General features: G+C 68.1%; 17 protein-coding genes. 7 read left to right on the top strand and 10 right to left on the bottom strand.

The genetic code is table 11. The features are described 5' to 3' along the window. Positions 1–73 precede the first annotated feature (73 nt). The 3 genes from B551_RS12385 to B551_RS12375 all read left to right on the top strand — a co-directional run bounded on the left by B551_RS12385 (position 74) and on the right by B551_RS12375 (position 3533). Complete coding sequence (locus B551_RS12385; protein ID WP_023264195.1) at positions 74–1060, top strand: tripartite tricarboxylate transporter substrate binding protein; 987 nt, start codon at positions 74–76, stop codon at positions 1058–1060. A gap of 95 nt (positions 1061–1155) precedes the next feature. Next, the gene (gene ggt / locus B551_RS12380) at positions 1156–2784 is read left to right on the top strand and encodes a gamma-glutamyltransferase (protein WP_023264194.1); all 1629 of its coding nucleotides are present in this window, start codon (positions 1156–1158) and stop codon (positions 2782–2784) included. A gap of 125 nt (positions 2785–2909) precedes the next feature. Further along, the gene (locus B551_RS12375; protein ID WP_006578687.1) at positions 2910–3533 is read left to right on the top strand and encodes a bifunctional 2-polyprenyl-6-hydroxyphenol methylase/3-demethylubiquinol 3-O-methyltransferase UbiG; all 624 of its coding nucleotides are present in this window, start codon (positions 2910–2912) and stop codon (positions 3531–3533) included. A gap of 15 nt (positions 3534–3548) precedes the next feature. On the opposite strand, the gene B551_RS12370 is transcribed toward B551_RS12375, so the two are convergent. Both B551_RS12370 and B551_RS12365 read right to left on the bottom strand, forming a co-directional pair. Continuing rightward, positions 3549–4739: an MFS transporter gene (locus tag B551_RS12370; RefSeq protein ID WP_052511351.1), complete on the bottom strand. Its 1191-nt coding sequence runs from the start codon at positions 4737–4739 to the stop codon at positions 3549–3551. Positions 4740–4767: 28 nt separating this feature from the next. Then, a complete protein-coding gene (locus tag B551_RS12365) occupies positions 4768–5664 on the bottom strand; it encodes a DMT family transporter (RefSeq protein WP_006578689.1) in 897 nt (298 codons plus the stop codon). Between the two features lie 124 nt (positions 5665–5788). On the opposite strand from B551_RS12365, the gene B551_RS12360 reads away from it, so the two are divergent. Continuing rightward, on the top strand, positions 5789–7276 hold the full coding sequence (locus B551_RS12360; RefSeq protein WP_006578690.1) for an MATE family efflux transporter: 1488 nt from the start codon (positions 5789–5791) through the stop codon (positions 7274–7276). Between the two features lie 69 nt (positions 7277–7345). Here the strand turns inward: B551_RS12360 and B551_RS12355 are convergent, their stop codons facing one another. The 6 genes from B551_RS12355 to B551_RS12330 all read right to left on the bottom strand — a co-directional run bounded on the left by B551_RS12355 (position 7346) and on the right by B551_RS12330 (position 12999). Continuing rightward, positions 7346–7696 (bottom strand): cytochrome C oxidase subunit IV family protein, encoded by a 351-nt coding sequence (locus tag B551_RS12355; RefSeq protein WP_052511350.1) that lies wholly within the window; start codon positions 7694–7696, stop codon positions 7346–7348. A gap of 38 nt (positions 7697–7734) precedes the next feature. Then, positions 7735–8460, bottom strand: coding sequence for a heme-copper oxidase subunit III family protein (locus B551_RS12350; protein WP_006578692.1), 726 nt, complete (start codon positions 8458–8460; stop codon positions 7735–7737). A gap of 102 nt (positions 8461–8562) precedes the next feature. Then, complete coding sequence (locus B551_RS12345) at positions 8563–9216, bottom strand: cytochrome c oxidase subunit 3 (protein WP_006578693.1); 654 nt, start codon at positions 9214–9216, stop codon at positions 8563–8565. Beyond that, the gene (ctaD, locus tag B551_RS12340) at positions 9213–10970 is read right to left on the bottom strand and encodes a cytochrome c oxidase subunit I (protein WP_006578694.1); all 1758 of its coding nucleotides are present in this window, start codon (positions 10968–10970) and stop codon (positions 9213–9215) included. Before ctaD ends, B551_RS12345 begins: the two co-directional genes overlap by 4 nt. Before the next feature lie 124 nt (positions 10971–11094). Further along, the gene (locus B551_RS12335) at positions 11095–12267 is read right to left on the bottom strand and encodes a c-type cytochrome (protein ID WP_006578695.1); all 1173 of its coding nucleotides are present in this window, start codon (positions 12265–12267) and stop codon (positions 11095–11097) included. Positions 12268–12495: 228 nt separating this feature from the next. Beyond that, positions 12496–12999, bottom strand: a complete 504-nt coding sequence (locus tag B551_RS12330) for a hypothetical protein (RefSeq protein ID WP_006578696.1) — start codon at positions 12997–12999, stop codon at positions 12496–12498. 193 nt (positions 13000–13192) lie between these two features. Between B551_RS12330 and B551_RS12325 the strand changes: the two genes are divergently transcribed. Further along, the gene (locus B551_RS12325; protein WP_006578697.1) at positions 13193–13375 is read left to right on the top strand and encodes a hypothetical protein; all 183 of its coding nucleotides are present in this window, start codon (positions 13193–13195) and stop codon (positions 13373–13375) included. A 91-nt stretch (positions 13376–13466) separates the two neighbouring features. After that, positions 13467–13667, top strand: coding sequence for a hypothetical protein (locus tag B551_RS12320; protein ID WP_006578698.1), 201 nt, complete (start codon positions 13467–13469; stop codon positions 13665–13667). 68 nt (positions 13668–13735) lie between these two features. Here the strand turns inward: B551_RS12320 and B551_RS12315 are convergent, their stop codons facing one another. Beyond that, complete coding sequence (locus B551_RS12315; RefSeq protein ID WP_023264193.1) at positions 13736–13921, bottom strand: rubredoxin; 186 nt, start codon at positions 13919–13921, stop codon at positions 13736–13738. A gap of 178 nt (positions 13922–14099) precedes the next feature. Between B551_RS12315 and B551_RS12310 the strand changes: the two genes are divergently transcribed. After that, on the top strand, positions 14100–15380 hold the full coding sequence (locus B551_RS12310; RefSeq protein ID WP_023264191.1) for a cytochrome P450: 1281 nt from the start codon (positions 14100–14102) through the stop codon (positions 15378–15380). Here B551_RS12310 and B551_RS12305 read toward each other — a convergent pair. Then, positions 15364–17650: DUF748 domain-containing protein (locus tag B551_RS12305; RefSeq protein ID WP_023264190.1), on the bottom strand; the 2287-nt coding region annotated here is incomplete at its 5' end. The genes B551_RS12310 and B551_RS12305 overlap by 17 nt on opposite strands.

The following is a 17650-nucleotide window of genomic DNA, read 5'->3' as shown; positions in this document are numbered from 1 at the left end:
GATCGGCCCAATAATTTCCCGGCATCCAGGCGCCAGACCTGGACTTCGACGGACCTGGATACTGCCACCATCTATGAGAAAAACTGCCTTCTTCCACTTCGCTGTTCCCCTGGCGCTCGCCTTCGGCGTAGCCGCACCGAGCTACGGTTGCGGTGAGCCTGGCGCGTCGTCGCGCCCGATCCGGCTGGTCGTTTCGCAGCAGGCCGGTGGCAGCACGGACACGCTGGCCCGCATGTGGGCCGAACGCGTCGGCAAGACGCTGCAGACGCCGATCGTGGTCGAGAACCGCGCCGGCGCGGGCGGCATCATCGCCGCCAAGTACGTGTTGAGCCAGCCGGCCGACGGCTGCACGCTGTTCCTGGCAGGCGTCTCGCAGATGGTGCTGAACAAGTTCGTCTATGCGCCGCTGGCCTACAAGCCCGAATCCGATTTCGCGCCGGTGTCGATGCTGGCCACCGTGCCCTTCGTGCTGGTCGCCAATCCGCAATCGGGCCTGCGCAACTATCGCGAGCTGGTCGATGCCGCCAAGGCCAAGCCCGGCAGCATCAGCTTCGCCTCATCGGGCAACGGCAACTCAACCCATCTGGTGGTCGAGCTGATGCAGAAGCAGCAGGGCATCAAGCTGCTGCACGTGCCGTATCGCGGCGAGCCGGATGGCGTGGTGTCGACTGTGTCCGGCGCGACGCAGGTGATGGCGCCGGTGCTGAGCACCGCGCTGCCGCAGATCAAGGCCGGCAAGCTGACGCCGCTGATGCTGTTCGCGTCCAAACGCGTGCCCGAGCTGCCGGATGTGCCGACCGCCGCCGAGCTGGGCCTGAAGGGCTTCGAGAACATCGGCTGGAGCGGCATCGCGGCGAAGGCTGGCACGCCGGCCAACGTCATCGCGCGGCTGCACGCCGCGACGCAGACCTTCCTGGCCGAGCCGGCCGTGGTCGACAAGCTCAAGTCGATGCAGGTGCTGCCGATGCCGGGCCCGTCGGACCAGCTGATGGAACTGACCGTGCGCGACACCGCCAAGTGGCAGGGCGCGATCGGCGACCTGGACCTGAGCGCGAAGTAAGCCTCGCCCCTCCCGTCATCCACGCAATCCCGCGCCGGGATGCGCCATCGGCATGGCCGCCGGCGCATCCCGGCGCAAACCTATCGAGACAAGCAATGACCCGAAGTGGAATGGTGTCCTGCCCGCAGCCGGAGGCGGCCGAGTCCGGCATTGAGATCCTGCGCGCCGGCGGCAATGCGGCCGACGCCGCGGTCGCCTGCGCGCTGGCGCAAACCGTCGTCGATCCGCTGATGTGCGGCATCGCGGGTTTCGGCACCGCTGCCGTCTATATGCCCGGCAGCGGCGCGCACGAGTACATCGACTTTCATGCGACCGCGCCGGCGGCGGCGCGCCCCGACATGTGGGCCGATCTGCTGGAAGGCGAAGCGCGCGACGGCTTCGGCTTCTTCATCAAGGACCGGCTGAACGACATCGGCTATCAGTCGATCGCGACGCCGGGCACGCTGCGCGGCCTCGAGGCGCTGCATCGCAGCCACGGCAGGCTGCCGTGGAAAGAGGTGGTGCAGCCGGCGATCCAGTGGGCGCGCGACGGCTACTTCGTCCGCCCCGGCATGTACGCGTTCTGGATCGACGAGGCGACGCTGGGTCGCGCCAGCAACCGGGAGCGCCTGGCCTTCAGCGAAAGCGGCCGCCAACTGTATTGCCGGCCCGACGGATCGCCGCATACCATCGGCACCCCGCTGAAGAATCGCGACTACGCCGATACGCTGGAGCGGATCGCGTCCGGCGGCGTCGATGCGTTCTATCTGGGCGAGATCGCGGAGCAGATCGTCGCCGACATGCGCGAACACGGCGCGCTGCTGTCCCGCGAGGACCTGGTCGGCTACCAGGCCGTACGTACCGCGCCGCTGGTCGGCGGCTACCGCGGCCGCCGCGTCACCACCAATCGGCCGCCCGGCGGCGGCGCGATGCTGCTGCAGATGCTCGCCATCCTCGAGCAGTTCGATCTGCGCGCACTGCGGCACAACAGCCCCGACTACATCCGCGTGGTCTGCGAGGCGATGAAGCAGGCGACCATCGACAAGGACCGCTTCATCGGCGATCCGGCCTTTGTCGACGTGCCGCTGGACCGGCTGCTGTCGCCCGACTACGCCCGCGAGGTCGCCCAGCGCATCCGCGATGGCCAGCGCGCCGAAGTGCCGCGCGTCAATCCGGGCCATGCGGTGCCGCGCGACACCACGCATCTGTCGGTCGTCGACGGCGAGGGCAATTGCGTGTCTCTGACACACTCGCTGGCGATGCCGTCGGGGGTGATCACGCCGGGCCTGGGCTTCATGTACAACGGCTGCATGGGTGTATTCGACCCGCGCCCGGGACGCGCGGGCAGCATCGCGCCCGGCAAGCGCCGCTTCACCTCGTCGTGCCCGACCATCGTCTTCAAGGACGACAAGCCCGAGATCGTGCTGGGCGCGCCGGGCGGCACGCAGATCGCGATGGGCGTGCTGCAGAGCATCGTCAATGTGGTCGACTTCGACATGCCGATGCAGGCCGCCGTGTCCGCGCCGCGCTTCTCGTCGACCAGCAATGCGATCGACGTCTGCAACCGCATCCCGCGCTACGTCGCCCGCCAGCTGGAGCAGGACGGCTATCAGGTGATCCGCAACCCGTACAACTACACGATCGGCTGGGTGCATGCGGTGCGGATCGTCGACGGGCGGCTGGAAGGCGGCGCCGATCCGGGCCGCGACGGCGTCGCGCTGGGGATCGAGGTGCCGGCAGCATGACCTTCCGATCCGCGTGATCGCTGGGGGGCCGGTCCGCCTCGATGCCGGCCCTCCCTCGTTCTGATTTGGTATCGTTCGCCGTGGTGTCGCCGCGAACGCGACGCCTTCGACAACAAGGGGACGAGATGGCCAATGCCGTGCCGGGAAGCGCCGGCTACGAAGAGGAGGCCGGCGAGCTGGCGCAGCGGTACGAGCGCCTGCAATTCGAACAGGTCCATCACGACGTGCTGCATCTGCTGCCGGCAGTGCCAGCCAACGTCGTCGATATCGGCGCGGGATCGGGGCGCGATGCCGCCGCGCTGGCACGGCGGGGCTATCGCGTGGTCGCGGTCGAGCCCACCGACGCGCTGCGCAAGGAGGGCGAGCGCCTGCACGCCGGGCTGTCGATCCGCTGGGTCGACGACTCGCTGCCGGCGCTGCGGATCCTGCGCGCCGAGGGCGGCCGCCATGACCTGATTCTGCTCAGCGCGGTATGGATGCATCTGGATGAAGCCGAGCGCGCCGAAGGCATGGCCGCGTTGGCGGCGCTCCTTGCGCCAGGCGGCATCGCCATCCTGTCGCTGCGGCACGGGCCGGTGCCGGCGGGGCGCCGCATGTTCGAGGTGTCCGCCGATGAAACCATTGCGCTGGGACGTGACCATGGACTGGTCCAATGCCACTGCGCCCGGCGCGACGACGCGCAAGGGCGCGCCGACGTGCACTGGAGCGTGGTCGCGCTGCAGCGCCCGCGCGTCGCCCCGCCCCGCTGACGCCGACCTCGTCCTCTAGCCGGCGGTCTGGCGAACCGATGCCTGCTTCACCGGATAGCGCGCCACCAGCGCATAGCTGGCCCAGCTGAGCACCGTCATGGTCAACGCGACGGCGCCAAGCTGGCCGGTCGGCAGGAACGGCGCCGTTGCCTGCGTCGCGACGGCACCGGCTGCCAGCAGCGCCAGCACCATCACGGCGGAGGCACGGCCGAGCTGCGCCTGCGGGACGGCCAGCGCCTCGCTGAATGCGGTCGGGCCACGCACCCCGAGCACGGCGCAGAAGGCGGCCCAGAAGCCCAGCACCAACGGGAACGACAGGCTTGCGCTCCACCATGCGATACACAGCGCGGTGCAAAGCAGCCCGTGCAGCAGCGCGCCCAGCTGGATCGCATGGCGCGGGCCCAGCCGGCTGCTGATCCGGCCGGCCTGGCTGGCCGCGACGATGAACCCTGCCACGCCGCAGACCTGAGCCAGCGCAAAGCCGCTCTGGCCGGTGCCGGCGATCGCCGGAAGGACTTGCGGCGCGCTGGCGACGAAGGCGATCAACGCGCCGAACGACAGCGAATGGGCCAGCGCCAGTCCGACGAAATGCCAATTGCGCAGCAGCGCGCGATAGCCGACTCGTCCCGCCTCCTCCTCCGTTCCCGGCAGCGCCAGGGGCGTAGCCCGCAGTGCGAACGGAGCGGTCACCAGCGCGATGACGCCGATGATGGCGAAGGTCGTGCGCCAATCGGCGATCAGCAGCAGCGCCGTGCCGAGGACCGGCCCGGCAGCGGGCACGATCGCCTCGATCATCGCGATCGCGGCGATGCCGCGCACGCCGTCCTGTTCGGGGAGCGTCGCGCGAACGACGGTCGGCACGACCACCGTCGCGGCCCCCGCGGCGATGCCCTGGACCAGGCGCAAGCCGAGCAGCATCGTCAGATCGGGCGCCAGCGCACAACCGAAGCTGGTCAGGATCAGGACCAGCAGTCCCGTCTGCACGCAGCGCCGCGGGCCGATCCGGTGCAGCATCTCGCCCCAGACCAATTGCGAGGCGGCCAGGCCCAGCAGGAAGATCGCGATGGTCAACTGCCCTTGCGCCACCGTGATGCCGAGGTCGCGCTGCATCGCCGGCACGGCGGGCAGGTACAGGTCCATCGTCAGCATGCTGGCCGCCGTGATGGTGGCCAGCGGAAGAATGGTACGAATCGATCCGTTGGACAAGCCGTCCTCCATGCGGATGGGTGAGTGGCTAGGCCGGTCTGCGCATCACCAGATACAGCCCCGCCGCCGCGATCGCCATGCCGGGCCACGCGGCCAGCGGAATCGTTTCGCGGAGCACGGCCCAGGCGATCAGTGCGGTCATGGGCGGCACCAGAAAGAACAGCGCCGACACTCGCGAGGCCTCGCCGTGGCGGACCATCGCCAGCAGCAGCGTCATCGCGACGATCGAATTGGCGAGCACCAGATAGGCCAGCGAGCCGAACAGCCCCGGCGTCCATTGCACCTGCATCGGTTCGAGCCACCACGCCAGCGGCGCGGTCACGGCCAGGGCAACGGTGTACTGCACCAGATTGGCGGTCAGCGGATGGGTGTCCCGGCCGAAGCGCTTTTCCCATAGCGTGCCGGCGGTCATCACCAGCAAGGCCAGCAAGGCGAACACCAGCGCCAGCCGCGAGGACAGGTCGATCGACGAGGTGGCGAGAATCACCATCGCGGCGCCGCTTGCTCCAAGCAGCAGGCCGATCCAGCGGATCCGGCCGACGCGTTCGCCTGCAATGGCAGGCGCGAGCAGGCCGACGAGAATCGGCTGCTGCGAGGTAATCAGCGCCACCGTGCCCGAAGACAGCCCGTATTTCAGGCTCAGATAGGTGAACGAGAAATAGCCGGCCTGCATCAGCAGGCCGACCATCGCCAGATGTCCCCATGCCGCGGGCGCGGACGGCAGAGTCGGCCGCACCCAAAGCCACGGCAGGATCAGCAGTGCCACCACGCAGGCGTAGCGCAGCGCCAGGAAGGTCAGCGGATCGGCGTAGGCGAGACCCAGCTTCAGGAAGACGAAGCCGCTGGACCACAGCAGCAGGAACAGCGCGGGCGCAGCCTTGAGCCATGCGGGGGCGGCGCTTGCCGAGCTGATGCGCTGGGTCATGGGAGGGCGGGATGTCGGAGGGGGTCGGCCAATGTCGGTCTCTTGCCGACTACGGTTTCGGTCCAGCCGGAATACTATACGAACTCGCCCTGCGCTCCGTCCCCTTCGGCTACCACCAACAACAATGAAGCCCGACGCCAGACTCGTGACCGGCCCGATCGGCCGCACCCTGCTGCTGTTCTCGCTGCCGGTGCTCGGCAGCAACATCCTGCAATCGCTGAACGCCTCGATCAATTCGATCTGGGTCGGCCACTATCTCGGCGAGGCGGCGCTGACGGCAACGTCGAACGCCAACATCGTGCTGTTCTTCCTGCTCGGCGTGGTGTTCGGCATCAGCATGGCCAACACCATCATGATCGGCCAGGCGGTCGGCGCGCGCGACCTCGACGAGGCCCGGCGCGTGGTGGGCACCAGCACGACGTTCTTCGTGTTGCTGTCGGTCATCGCCGCGGCGCTGGGCTATCTGTTCACGCCGGACATCCTCGGCGCGATGGGCACGCCTGCCGATGCGCGGCCGCTGGCGATCCGCTATCTGCGGATCATCTTCCTGGCGCTGCCCTTCATGTACTTCTACAACTTCGTGATGATGACGCTGCGTGGGGCCGGCGACTCGCGCACGCCGTTCTATTTCATGCTGTTGTCGGTGGTGCTGGATGTCGCGCTGAACCCGCTGCTGATTTTCGGCCTCGGCCCGATCCCGCGCATGGACATCGCCGGCTCCGCGCTGGCGACGCTGATCGCGCAGCTGGTCAGCCTGGCGGCAATGATGTGGCTGCTCTATCGCCGCAAGCATTTCCTGACGCTGCATCGGGGCCAGTTGCGCTATCTGCGCCCCGACCTCGGCATCCTGCGCGCGCTGGTGGCCAAGGGACTGCCGATGGGCCTGCAGATGGTCGTGATCTCGTCGTCCGCGCTCGTGATGATGGCGCTGGTCAACCAGTATGGCTCGCAGACCGCGGCCGCGTATGGCGTCGCCTCGCAGCTATGGACCTACGTGCAGATGCCTGCGCTGGCCGTGGGCGCCAGCGTCTCGTCGATGGTCGCGCAGAACGTCGGCGCCGGCCGCTGGGACCGCGTCTCCCGCATCACGGGCATGGGACTGGCGTTCAATCTGACGATGACGGGGGCGCTGGTGGGGCTGGTCTATCTGTTCAACCGGCATTCGCTGGGCCTGTTCCTGCCGGACGACGGCGGCGCGATCGAGATCGCCCAGCACATCAATGCGATCGTGCTGTGGTCGTTCATCCTGTTCGGCTTCACCATCGTGCTGTTCGGCACGGTCCGCGCTACCGGCGCGGTGATGGCGCCGCTGGCGGTGCTGTTCGTGTCGATGTGGGTGGTGCGCCTGCCGTTCGCCTGGTGGCTCGGCCGCACGATGGGCGCTGACGCGGTGTGGTGGAGCTTTCCGCTTGGCTCGGTGGTGTCGATCGCGCTGGCGGCCGCGTACTACCGCTTCGGCAACTGGCGCGCCAGCCAGATACTGCCAGCCGCGCCACCCGCCTGTGAAGTGGTCGGCCAGGCGCCGGATACCAGCATGGGGACGCCGGCGGAGGATGCGTTGAAGCCGGCGGGGGATGCGTTGAAGCCGGCGGGCGAGACGGAAACCGTGTAAGCGCGCCGGCGGCAACCCAGGCACGCCGGGCCGCTATCGGCAGGGCTATCGGCAGGGCTATCGGAAGGGCTATCGGAAGAACTCGCCCCGCATCACGAACGTGTAGTCGGCCTCGACCGCCATCAGCCACACCAGCACCAGCAGGCACAGCGGCGGCAGCAGGATCGCGTAGACCAGCGCCAGGCGCTCCCACGCCATGTGCATGAACACGGCGACGATCAGGCCGGCCTTGGCGACCATGAAGATCAGGATCAGCGTCCAGCGCAGCGCGCCCTGCACGTGGAAGTAGTCGACCGCGTACGACATCGCGGACAGCACGAACAGCAGTCCCCAGATCTTCAGGTAGAGGCCGATCGGATGGGCCTGGCCGGTGGCGCCGTGCCCCTGGTCGGCCGCGGGCGCGCCGCCGTGCGGCGGCATCGGGGAATCGTGCAGCATGGGCTCGGACATGGCGGACCTCACCACAGGTAGAAGAAAGCGAAGATGAACACCCAGACCAGGTCGACGAAGTGCCAGTACAGGCCGGCGATTTCGACGATCTGGTAGTTGCCGGTGCGCTCGTAGCGCCCGCGCAGCACGCGCGTGGCGACGACCAGCAGGTAGATGACGCCGCACGACACGTGCAGGCCGTGGAAGCCGGTGATCATGAAGAACGACGAACCGAACTGCGCCGCGCCCATCGGGTTGCCCCACGGACGCACGCCCTCCTCGATCAGCTTGGTCCATTCGAACGCCTGCATGCCGACGAAGGTGGCGCCCAGCGCGGCGGTGCCGAACATCAGCATCGCGCAGCGTGCCCGGTCGCGCCGGTAGGCGAAGTTGACGGCCATCGCCATGGTGCCGCTGCTGGTGATCAGCACGAAGGTCATGATCGCGATCAGGATCAGCGGAATCGATTCGCCGCCGATCGTCAGCGCGAAGACCTCGCTGGGATTGGGCCACGGCACCGTGGTCGTCATCCGCACCGTCATGTAGCTGATCAGGAAGCAACTGAAGACGAAGGTGTCGGACAACAGGAAGATCCACATCATGGCCTTGCCCCACGACACCTGGAAGGCGTGCCGGTCCGAACCCCAGTCGGCCAGCATGCCGCGCCAGCCGCCGTGCGCGGAGGCCGCGGTATGCGAGGCGGTGTGCGCCACGGAATCGGTGACGCGATCGCCGGGATGCAGTTGGGTCGCCATATCGCCTCCTTCGCTTGCCTGGCCGCTTGTTGCGCTTACTTGCTGCGCTTACTTGTTGCGCGTACTTGCTGCGCGTACTTGTTACGCGGGCTTGTTACGCAATCAGGCGGTGCCGCAGATGTAGCGCACGATTTCCGGGGTCAGCCAGCCGAGCGCGGCCAGCAGCACCAGCCATACCGCCAGCATGAAGTGCCAGTAGCGCGCCAGCAGCCGCACGCGCAGCGCCGCCCCGGCTCGCGCACCCGCGCGAATGCCCTGCCAGGCGGCAATCCACGCCACCAGGCCGCCGACCATATGCAGGCCATGCATCCCGGTCAGCATGTAGAAGAAGCTGCCGGCCGGATTGTTGGCCGGCAGGATCTCGGCGGCGCCCAGCGCCTGCCATGCCCACAACTGGCTGGCGACGAAGCCGAGCGCGCCGATGCCGCCCAGCATCAGTGCGCGCCGCGCGTTCGGCTGCTCGCCGGCCCGCGCCGCACGGGCGGCCCGCCACATCGCCACGCTGCCGAAGACCAGCAGCGCCGTCGACAGCCACACCTGCCACGGTAACGCGATCCGATGCCAGTCCGCCGAGTCCATGCGCAGGCCGAACGCGACGACGAACAGCGAGAACAGCGAGGTGATCACGCCCATGAAGACCCACAGCGCGACACTGGCGGGCGTCGCGCCGGACGCGTGCTGACGCATTGCGTCGCCGCCGCGCGGGGCCGGGCCGTCGTCGCCGCGCGAGACTCGGTACAGTGCTCCGGTATTCATGCGACGGCTCCCTGGCTGGCGTGCGGTTCGGGTTCGGCGCCGCCGGCCTCCGGCGGCGCGTTCTGCGCGATGAAGTCCTCGCGCGCGCCGGGCACGCTGTAGGCATAGGCCCAGCGATACACCACGGGCAGATGCGGTCCCCAGTTGCCGTGTTCCGGCGGCGTCTGCGGCGTCTGCCATTCGAGCGAGGCAGCGCGCCACGGATTGGCGCCGGCCGGCTCGCCGCGGCGCGCGCTCCAGATCAGGTTCCAGACAAACAGCAACTGCGCCGCGGCCACCACAAAAGCCGCCACCGAGATATAGGCGTTCAGTACATGCGCCGACTCGGGGATGAACGCGTAGTTCTCGAAGGCGTAATAGCGGCGGGGCATGCCGAGGATGCCAAGGTAATGCATCGGGAAGAAGATCGCGTAGGTACCGACGAAGGTGACCCAGAAGTGCACGCGGCCCAGCGTGTCGTTCAGCATTCGCCCGGTCACCTTCGGGTACCAGTGATAGAGGCCGCCGAACACGACGAGGATCGGCGACACGCCCATCACCATGTGGAAGTGCGCGACGACGAAATAGGTATTCGACAGCGGGATATCGACGCTGACGTTGCCGAGGAACAGTCCGGTCAGCCCGCCGATCAGGAAGGTGCTGATGAAGCCGATCGCGAACAGCATGGGCACCGAGAAGTGGATGTCGCCGCGCCACAACGTCAGCACCCAGTTGTAGACTTTGATCGCGGTCGGAATCGCGATGATCAGCGTGGTGGTCGCGAAGAAGAAGCCGAAATACGGGTTCATGCCGCTGACGAACATATGGTGGGCCCACACCACCACCGACAGCACGCCGATCGCCAGGATCGCCCACACCATCGTGCGATAGCCGAAGATGCTCTTGCGCGCATGCACGCTGATCAGGTCCGACACGATGCCGAACGCCGGCAGCGCGACGATATAGACCTCGGGATGGCCGAAGAACCAGAACAGGTGCTGGAACAGCAGCGGACTGCCGCCCTTGTAGTCCAGCTGCTGGCCCATCGACACCATCGACGGCATGAAGAAGCTGGTGCCGATGGTCTTGTCGAGCAGCATCATCACGCCGGAGACGAACAGCGCGGGGAACGCCAGCAGCGCGAGGATCGTGGCCATGAAGATGCCCCAGACGGCCAGCGGCATCCGCATCAGCGTCATGCCCTCGGTGCGCGCCTGCAGCACCGTGGTCACGTAGTTCAGGCCGCCCATCGTGGCGGCGACGATGAAGATCAGCAGCGACACCAGCATCAGGATGATGCCCCAGTCGTAGCCGGGCGTGCCGGGCAGGATCGCCTGGGGCGGATACAGCGTCCAGCCCGCGCCGGTCGGCCCGCCCGGCACGAAGAAGCTGGCCAGCAGCACGATCACCGACAGCAGGTAGACCCAGAAGCTCAGCATGTTCAGGAACGGGAACACCATGTCGCGCGCGCCGACCATCAGCGGGATCAGGTAGTTGCCGAAGCCGCCGAGAAACAGCGCGGTCAGCAGATAGATCACCATGATCATGCCGTGCATGGTCACGTACTGGTAGTACGCGTTCGCGTCGATGAAATCGAAGCGGCCGGGAAAGCCCAGCTGCATCCGCATCAGGTTCGACAGCACGACGCCGACCAGCCCCACGACGATGGCGACGATCGTGTACTGCACCGCAATCACCTTGTGGTCCTGGCTCCAGACATAACGCGTCCAGAAGCTGGTGGGCCCGTGGTGGACGGCATCGTCGGCGTAGGCCATGGTGATCTCTCCTGCGGTCGGTGACCTGTCGTGGCGGGCCGCGTCCGTCTGCGGACGCGGCGCTGCCCCTTGTACTCGTTGCGCTGCGGTTGCGTGCGGTTGCGTGCGGTTGTGCCGTCCTTGCCTATTTGCCCGCCGCCTCGCGCGGCGCGCCCGCGGTGGACCGGATATAGGCGATCAGCGCGTTGACCTCGTCCTCGGTGAGCGGCATCTTCGGCATGATCGGCGCGAAGCCCTTGACCACGCGCTGCTGCGGCTCGCGAATCTCGGTACGCAGATAGTCGTCGTCGACCTTGGCGCTGCTGCCGTCGGTGAAGGTCGTCGTATGCCCGTACAGGCCCTTCCAGGTCGGCCCGACGCTCGGCGAGCCATCGGTGCTGTGGCACGCGACGCAGCCCTTGCTCTGCGCCAGCGTCCTGCCCTGTTCGGCGAGATCGGCGGCAGCGGGCCCGGGCCCACGTGTGCCGATCGGCTGCGCCGGCACCGTCGCCGCGGCGGCCGGCTGGCCGGCGCGCATCGCGACGAAGGTCTGCTGCTTCTGCAGCCAGGCGGTGAAGGCCGCGGGCTCGTCGACGACCACCTTGCCGCGCATGTTGTGATGGCCGACGCCGCACAGCTGCGCGCACAGCACGTCGAAGGTGCCGGCGCGCGTCGGGGTGAACCAGAACGAGGTCACCATGCCGGGCACCATGTTCATGCGGGCGCGGAACTCCGGCACATAGAAATCGTGCAGCACGTCCTTGGAGCGCGCCAGGATCTTGACGGGCCGCCCCAGCGGCAGATGCAGTTCGGGGCCGGCGACGATGATGTCGTCCTGCCCGTTCGGATCGTCGGGGTTCAGCCCCAGCGGATTGCCCGGTCCGACAAAGCGCGGATCGGTGGTGCCGAACTGCCCGCCCGCGCCCGGGAAGCGAAAGCCCCACGACCATTGCTGCCCGACCACCTCGACCAGCATCGCATCGCGCGGCGGGCGCACATAGTCCGCATAGACGAACAGGCCCGGCGCCAGCAGCGCCATGATGCCCAGCGTGGTGCCGCCGATCAGCCAGAGTTCGAGCTTGTGATTGACCGGCTGGTAGGCGGCACGGCTGCCGTCGCGATGGCGATAACGCCAGACCATGTAGCCGACGAACAGGTTGATGCCGATGAAGAAGGCGCCGGTGATGACGATCGTGATGGTCAGCGTGTCGTCCATCTGCTTCCAGTTGGACGCGAGCGGCGTCGCCCACCACGGGCTCAGGAAGTGGAAGAGCACCGAAGCGACAACCATGACCACGAGTGCGATGGCGAGCGCCATATCGACCCCTCCTTCTGTGCCGCCGGCACGAGGGCTGCCCAAGTCACGCAGGTAGGATAAGACTAGTGCATCCGATCAGCCCGATTCAAGGCGAGGCGGCGCGCGGGCCGTGCCGCATCGCACAAGCCATGCGCCCTCGATGCATGGGCGACGCACCGGCGCCGGCGTGCCCATGAAAAACGGCGGCCGGGGGCGAACCGCCGACCGCCGCGCATTGGCCGTCGCGGCTCAGTGCGTGACGTCCTTGCTTTCCAGCTTCCAGTACGCCGCTGCCGCGCACATGCCGAACACGATGTTGCCAAACAGCGTGTGCCAGCCGCGGGCATCCGCAAACCACGGGAAGAAGCGCGTCATGCCATAGAAGTTGATCAGGTAGATCACCAGGCCGAACACCGCGCCGACCAGCAGCGCCATGCCGAGGCTGGAATCGAGCTGGAACGGTGCCATGATCGCCGCCAGGATCATGCCGAGCACGGCGCCCAGCACGAAGTGGATCACCAGTGCGGCCGTGACCGTCGCCAGGCTGAACATGCCGCTCTGCAGCACGTCGGGCCCCATGACGATGGCGGCGATCATCCGCGTGGTGGGCCACGGGTTGGTGTCCGCGATCATCGTCGACCAGAACAGCTCGAGCACCAGCAGCAACGCGCCGGCAGCCAGGCCGGACACGGCGGCCGCGCTCCAGTCAGGCACGCGGCGCACATAGTGGTGCGAATGCATGTGAAGTTCCATTGCCACCTCCGTACGCTGTGACGAGACCGGGTCTCGTTCATTTGCACAGCATAGGACACGCGGCGGCGATCGGCGCGGCGGTACGCATGCCTCGGGTCAACCCCGAGCGGCAAAGCCCTTGGATAGTGCGCCCCGCTGCCTATACTGCAGGCATAACAGCATTCCCCACAGAGAGAGAGGAAAGGAGACCGCCATGCCGACCCTGGACATGCACGACCTCGTGTTCCTGATTCCGATGGCGCTGGTTGGGATTATCGTGATGGGCATGGTGCCCGTTGCAGCGCGGCCACTGCAGATCAGTTGCCGCACGCTCGGCGCAATCGCCGGCGCGCTGCTCGGCCTGGCCGTTCTCGAGGCGATCCCGCTGCTGATCTGAAGGGATCAGCTGGCCACGGGCTCCGAGCCGGTTCCCAGCCGGCTCGGCACTTGCCGGTGCGATCTGCATCGCGACCGGCGGGGAGGCTGACATGTCGCTGTTCTGGATCGCCGCCCTGCTAGCTGCGGCGCTCATGCTGACGGTCGGACGCGCGCTGTGGCGCAGCATGCGGCCCGCGCGGATGCGCTGGCGCCATTGCCGGCGGATGCGGCGGCGCGCCATGCCGACGCCGCGCAACCGGCCGCACGCCGGCTCGCATGGGGTCCAGCAAAACCGCCTGCACCACGGCTAGCAAGGTTTCCCGCGGCGCATCACTCCAAACGCGAAGGGAACGCTCGCGTCGCGCGCCGACGCCGTGCGTCAGATCTCGATCATCGCGAAGTCGGCTTTCGCCACATCGCATTCCGGGCAGCGCCAATCCTCGGGAATCTCTTCCCAGCGCGTGCCGGGCGCGATGCCGTCGTCCGGCCAGCCCTGCTCCTCGTCATAGACCCAACCGCAAATCAGGCACACCCAGGTCTTGTAAGCGACGGCTTCCTGCTGCAAAACACACTCCTTTATTCAATCCGGAGCGAATCATACGCGTTTTTGCTGCGGCGCCACGATGATGCTCCCGCGCGCCGCGCGGTCGAATGCCGCTGCGCTTCACTTGGCGCACAGGGCGTTGCGCTGGCATGCAGGTTGCAGCGGATTGGCGATCCCGCTTCCGATCCGAGCACCGCCGATGCCCGCCATTCCACGCGACGCACCCGGGGACCATAGCCTGGCCATGCTGGCCGACCCCTATCGCTTCATCGCCAAACGCTGCCGCGCGCTGCAATCCGACGTCTTCGAAACCCGCGTGCTGCTGCGCCGCACGCTGTGCATGACCGGGCCCGAGGCGGCCGCACTGTTCTACGATTCGCAGCGTTTCCAGCGTGGCGGGGCGGCGCCCGAGCCGGTGCGCGCGACGCTGTTCGGCAAGGGCGGCGTGCAGACGCTCGACGGCGACGCGCACCGGATGCGCAAAGCGTTGTTCATGCATGCGACCGCGCCCGAGCGCATTGCCTCGTTGTGCGACGCGGTCGCGCAGCAATGGCTGCTGTCCGCGCGGTCGTGGTCCGATGGCCAGCCAGTGGCGCTATACGACGCGCTGCATCCGCTGCTGACCCGGGCTGTCTGCAGTTGGGCCAGCGTGCCGTTGCGCGAGCATGAGGTCGAGCCGCGCTGCCGGCAGCTGACCGCGCTGTTCGACCAGGCCGCCGCGCCGGGCCTTGGCCATTTCCGCTCGCGGCGCGCGCGCGACCGGGTCGAGGCCTGGCTGTCGCGGCTGATCGACCAGGCACGGGCCGGTCAGTTCGAGATTCTCGAGCACACGCCGATGCATACGGTGGCGTGGCACCACGATGCAGACGGCCAGCTGCTGCCGCCGCGCATCGCCGCCGTGGAACTGGCGAACCTGCTGCGGCCGACCGTGGCCGTCTCGGTCTTCATCGTGTTCGTCGCGCACGCGCTGCACCTGTATCCGGCATGCCGCGAGCGCCTGCAGCAGGGCGATCCGGCCTATCTCGATGCCTTCGTGCAGGAGGTGCGCCGCTGGTATCCGTTCTTTCCGGCGGTGGTGGCGCGGGTGCGGGACGATTTCGAATGGAAGGGCTATCGCTTTGCGCGCGGCCGGCGCGCAATGCTGGACCTGTATGGCACCAACCGCGATCCCCGGAGCTGGGACGACCCGGAGACGTTCGCGCCGGAGCGCTTCCTGGCCCGCGCGCCGACGCCGTTCAACTTCATCCCTCAGGGCGGCGCGCAGGCCGCCGATCATCATCGCTGTCCCGGCGAGGGCATCACCGTCGCGCTGATGAAGCAGGCGGTCCTGTTCCTGCTGCGCGGGCTGCGCTATACGGTGCCGGAGCAGGACCTGACGCTGGACTTCGGCCGGCTGCCGGCGCTGCCGCGCGATCGCATGGTGATTCGCGACGTGCGGCTGGTGCACCGGCGCGCCGGCGCCACTACTGCCGGATCGTGAAGTCCACGCGATTCGGCGAGCCCTTGTCCCTGATGCCGTCGGTATCGAGCTTCGGCGCGGTCAGGAACAGGCGCGCTTCGGGCACCTTGCCCTCGCGCTCGAGCGCCTGCTTGACCGTCAGCGCACGCCGCTCGGCCAGCTGCCGCAGGCCCGAGTCGGTGACCGGCGCGTTCTGCAGCAGCAGCGCTTCCATCTCCGCGGTTGGCAGCGACTTGGCCATGCCGATCAGGTTGCGCGGCTTCTTGATCGACGAGCGGCGGTAGACCGCTTCCAGGTACTTCGGGTACTCCTGCGGGCTGACGGTGACCTTGGCGCCCTGCTCGCCGTCCTCGTCATCGGCCGCGCGCTGCTCGCGCGCCGATTGCCGCAGTTCGCGCACCTTCTGCTCGGCCACCTGCTCGTCGAGCCAGGCGCGGCGCGCGCCGGCAGCGTCGGTGGCCGGATCGATGCGGCCGGTGATCTCCAGCCGCAGGCCCGGCCGATCGTTCAGCGCCTTGCCCAGCGTCTCGACCTTCCTGCGCCCGGCGTCGGTCAGATTCGCCGAACCGGGTGCGAACTCGACATAGCCGAGTTCGTCGCCGCCGCCGAAGGCCGAGGCGATCAGCGAGAACGGCGAGGTGATGGCCTTGGTCAGCAGGTTGACGATCACGCGCATGATCACGCCGCCGATGCTGAACTCGGGGTCCGACAACGAACCCGATACCGGCAGGTTGACGTCGATCACGCCATTGCGGTCCTTCAGCAGCGAGACCGCCAGCAGCACCGGCAGCTTGGTCGCGGTCGGGCTGTCGACCTTGTCGCCGAACGTCAGCTGGTCCAGGAACAGATGGTTGCTGGCGTTCAGTTGGCCGTTCTCGATCTTGTAGGCGACGTCGACCGTCATCTTGCCCTTGGTGATCGGATAGCCGGCGTACTTGGTGGCGTACGGCGTCAGGCGCGTCAGCTCGACGCCGGCAGCCTTCGCGGCGATATCGAGGTAGAGCTGCTCGCCGAGCGGGTTCAGCTTGCCGCCGATCGTCACGGGCGCATCGTCGTCGAGCCGGCCTTCGAGCACCAGATCGGCCGGTGCCGGATCGCCGGTCGACACCTTCGAGATCGAGCCGTGCATGCCGGTCAGGTTGGCGGTGTAGTTCGGCTTGACGAAGAAGTCCGAGAAGTTGATGTTGCCCTTGTCGATCTTGACGCCGCCGATGCGGATCTGCGGACCGGCCGCGGTGCCCTTGGTCGAAGGCGCGGCCGGCGCGGAGGCGCTGGCAGCAACAGTGGCCGAGGCGGACTGGGCCTGCGGCGCGCTGGCCGGTGCCGGTGCGGTGCTGGCCTGCGTCAGGCTGGTGGTCGGCGCCGGCTGGCCCTGCTGGGCGCCGCCGGAGACCACGTCCTGCAGATTCAGCCGGCCGTTCGCGTTCAGGATCACGCGCGCATAGAAGTCGTTCAGCGCGATCTGGCCCAGCGCCAGCCGCAACGGGCCCTTGCTGTCGTCCATGCGGAAGTCGATGCCACTGAGTCCCAGCGAGCGCCAGCGGATAAAGTCCTCGCCGTTGACGCGGTCGACCGTACGCACATTGCTCAGCTGCGCGGTGCCGGCGAAGGTCGCGGCCACCGGCTTGCCGCTCGGCACGGCCACCGCGAGATTGCCGTTGACGGTGGCATTGCCGGCGCGCAGCGCCGCGTTGAAGCGATCGGCGAGATAAGGCTGGAATGGCGTCAGGTCCAGCTGCTTCGCATCGACGCGCATCTGCAGCGCCGGCAGCGTGGGCTGCACGGTGCCGTCCAGCGACAGCACGCCGCGGCGGCCAGACTCGACCTTGGCCTTCAGCGCGATCGGCGTGGCAGGCAGCGGCCAGCGAACGGCGCCGGTCTTGACGTCGATACCGCGCAACTGATGGACCACGGGGCGATTGCCGTTGGCCGCGGCCGGCTGGTAGTCGGTCAGGCGCAACTTGCCGCCGTCGATCGCGAGGCTGCCGACTTCGACCTGCCACGGTTTGGCGGGTGCCGCGGGGGTGCTCGTCTTCGGCGCGGGCTGCGCGCGGTTCGCGCTGGCGGCGCGCGACTGCGCCACCCAGATGCGCGAGGCCTCGACCAGCTCGCCGCGATGGTCGCGCACCGCGGCAAATTGCGGGTGGCTCAGGCCGATCTGCGCGACCTGCAGCGACTGCGCGGCCAGGGCGAAACGCAGGCCGTCCAGCGTCAGCTTGTCGGCGCTGACCAGCGGCAGCTTGTCGCCGACCAGATCGCCGCGCTGGCGGGCACGCTGCTCGCGCCGCTTT

The sequence above is a fragment of the Cupriavidus sp. HPC(L) genome (assembly GCF_000307735.3).
Taxonomy (GTDB): domain Bacteria; phylum Pseudomonadota; class Gammaproteobacteria; order Burkholderiales; family Burkholderiaceae; genus Cupriavidus.
This window is presented reverse-complemented; position numbering and strand designations above follow the sequence as displayed.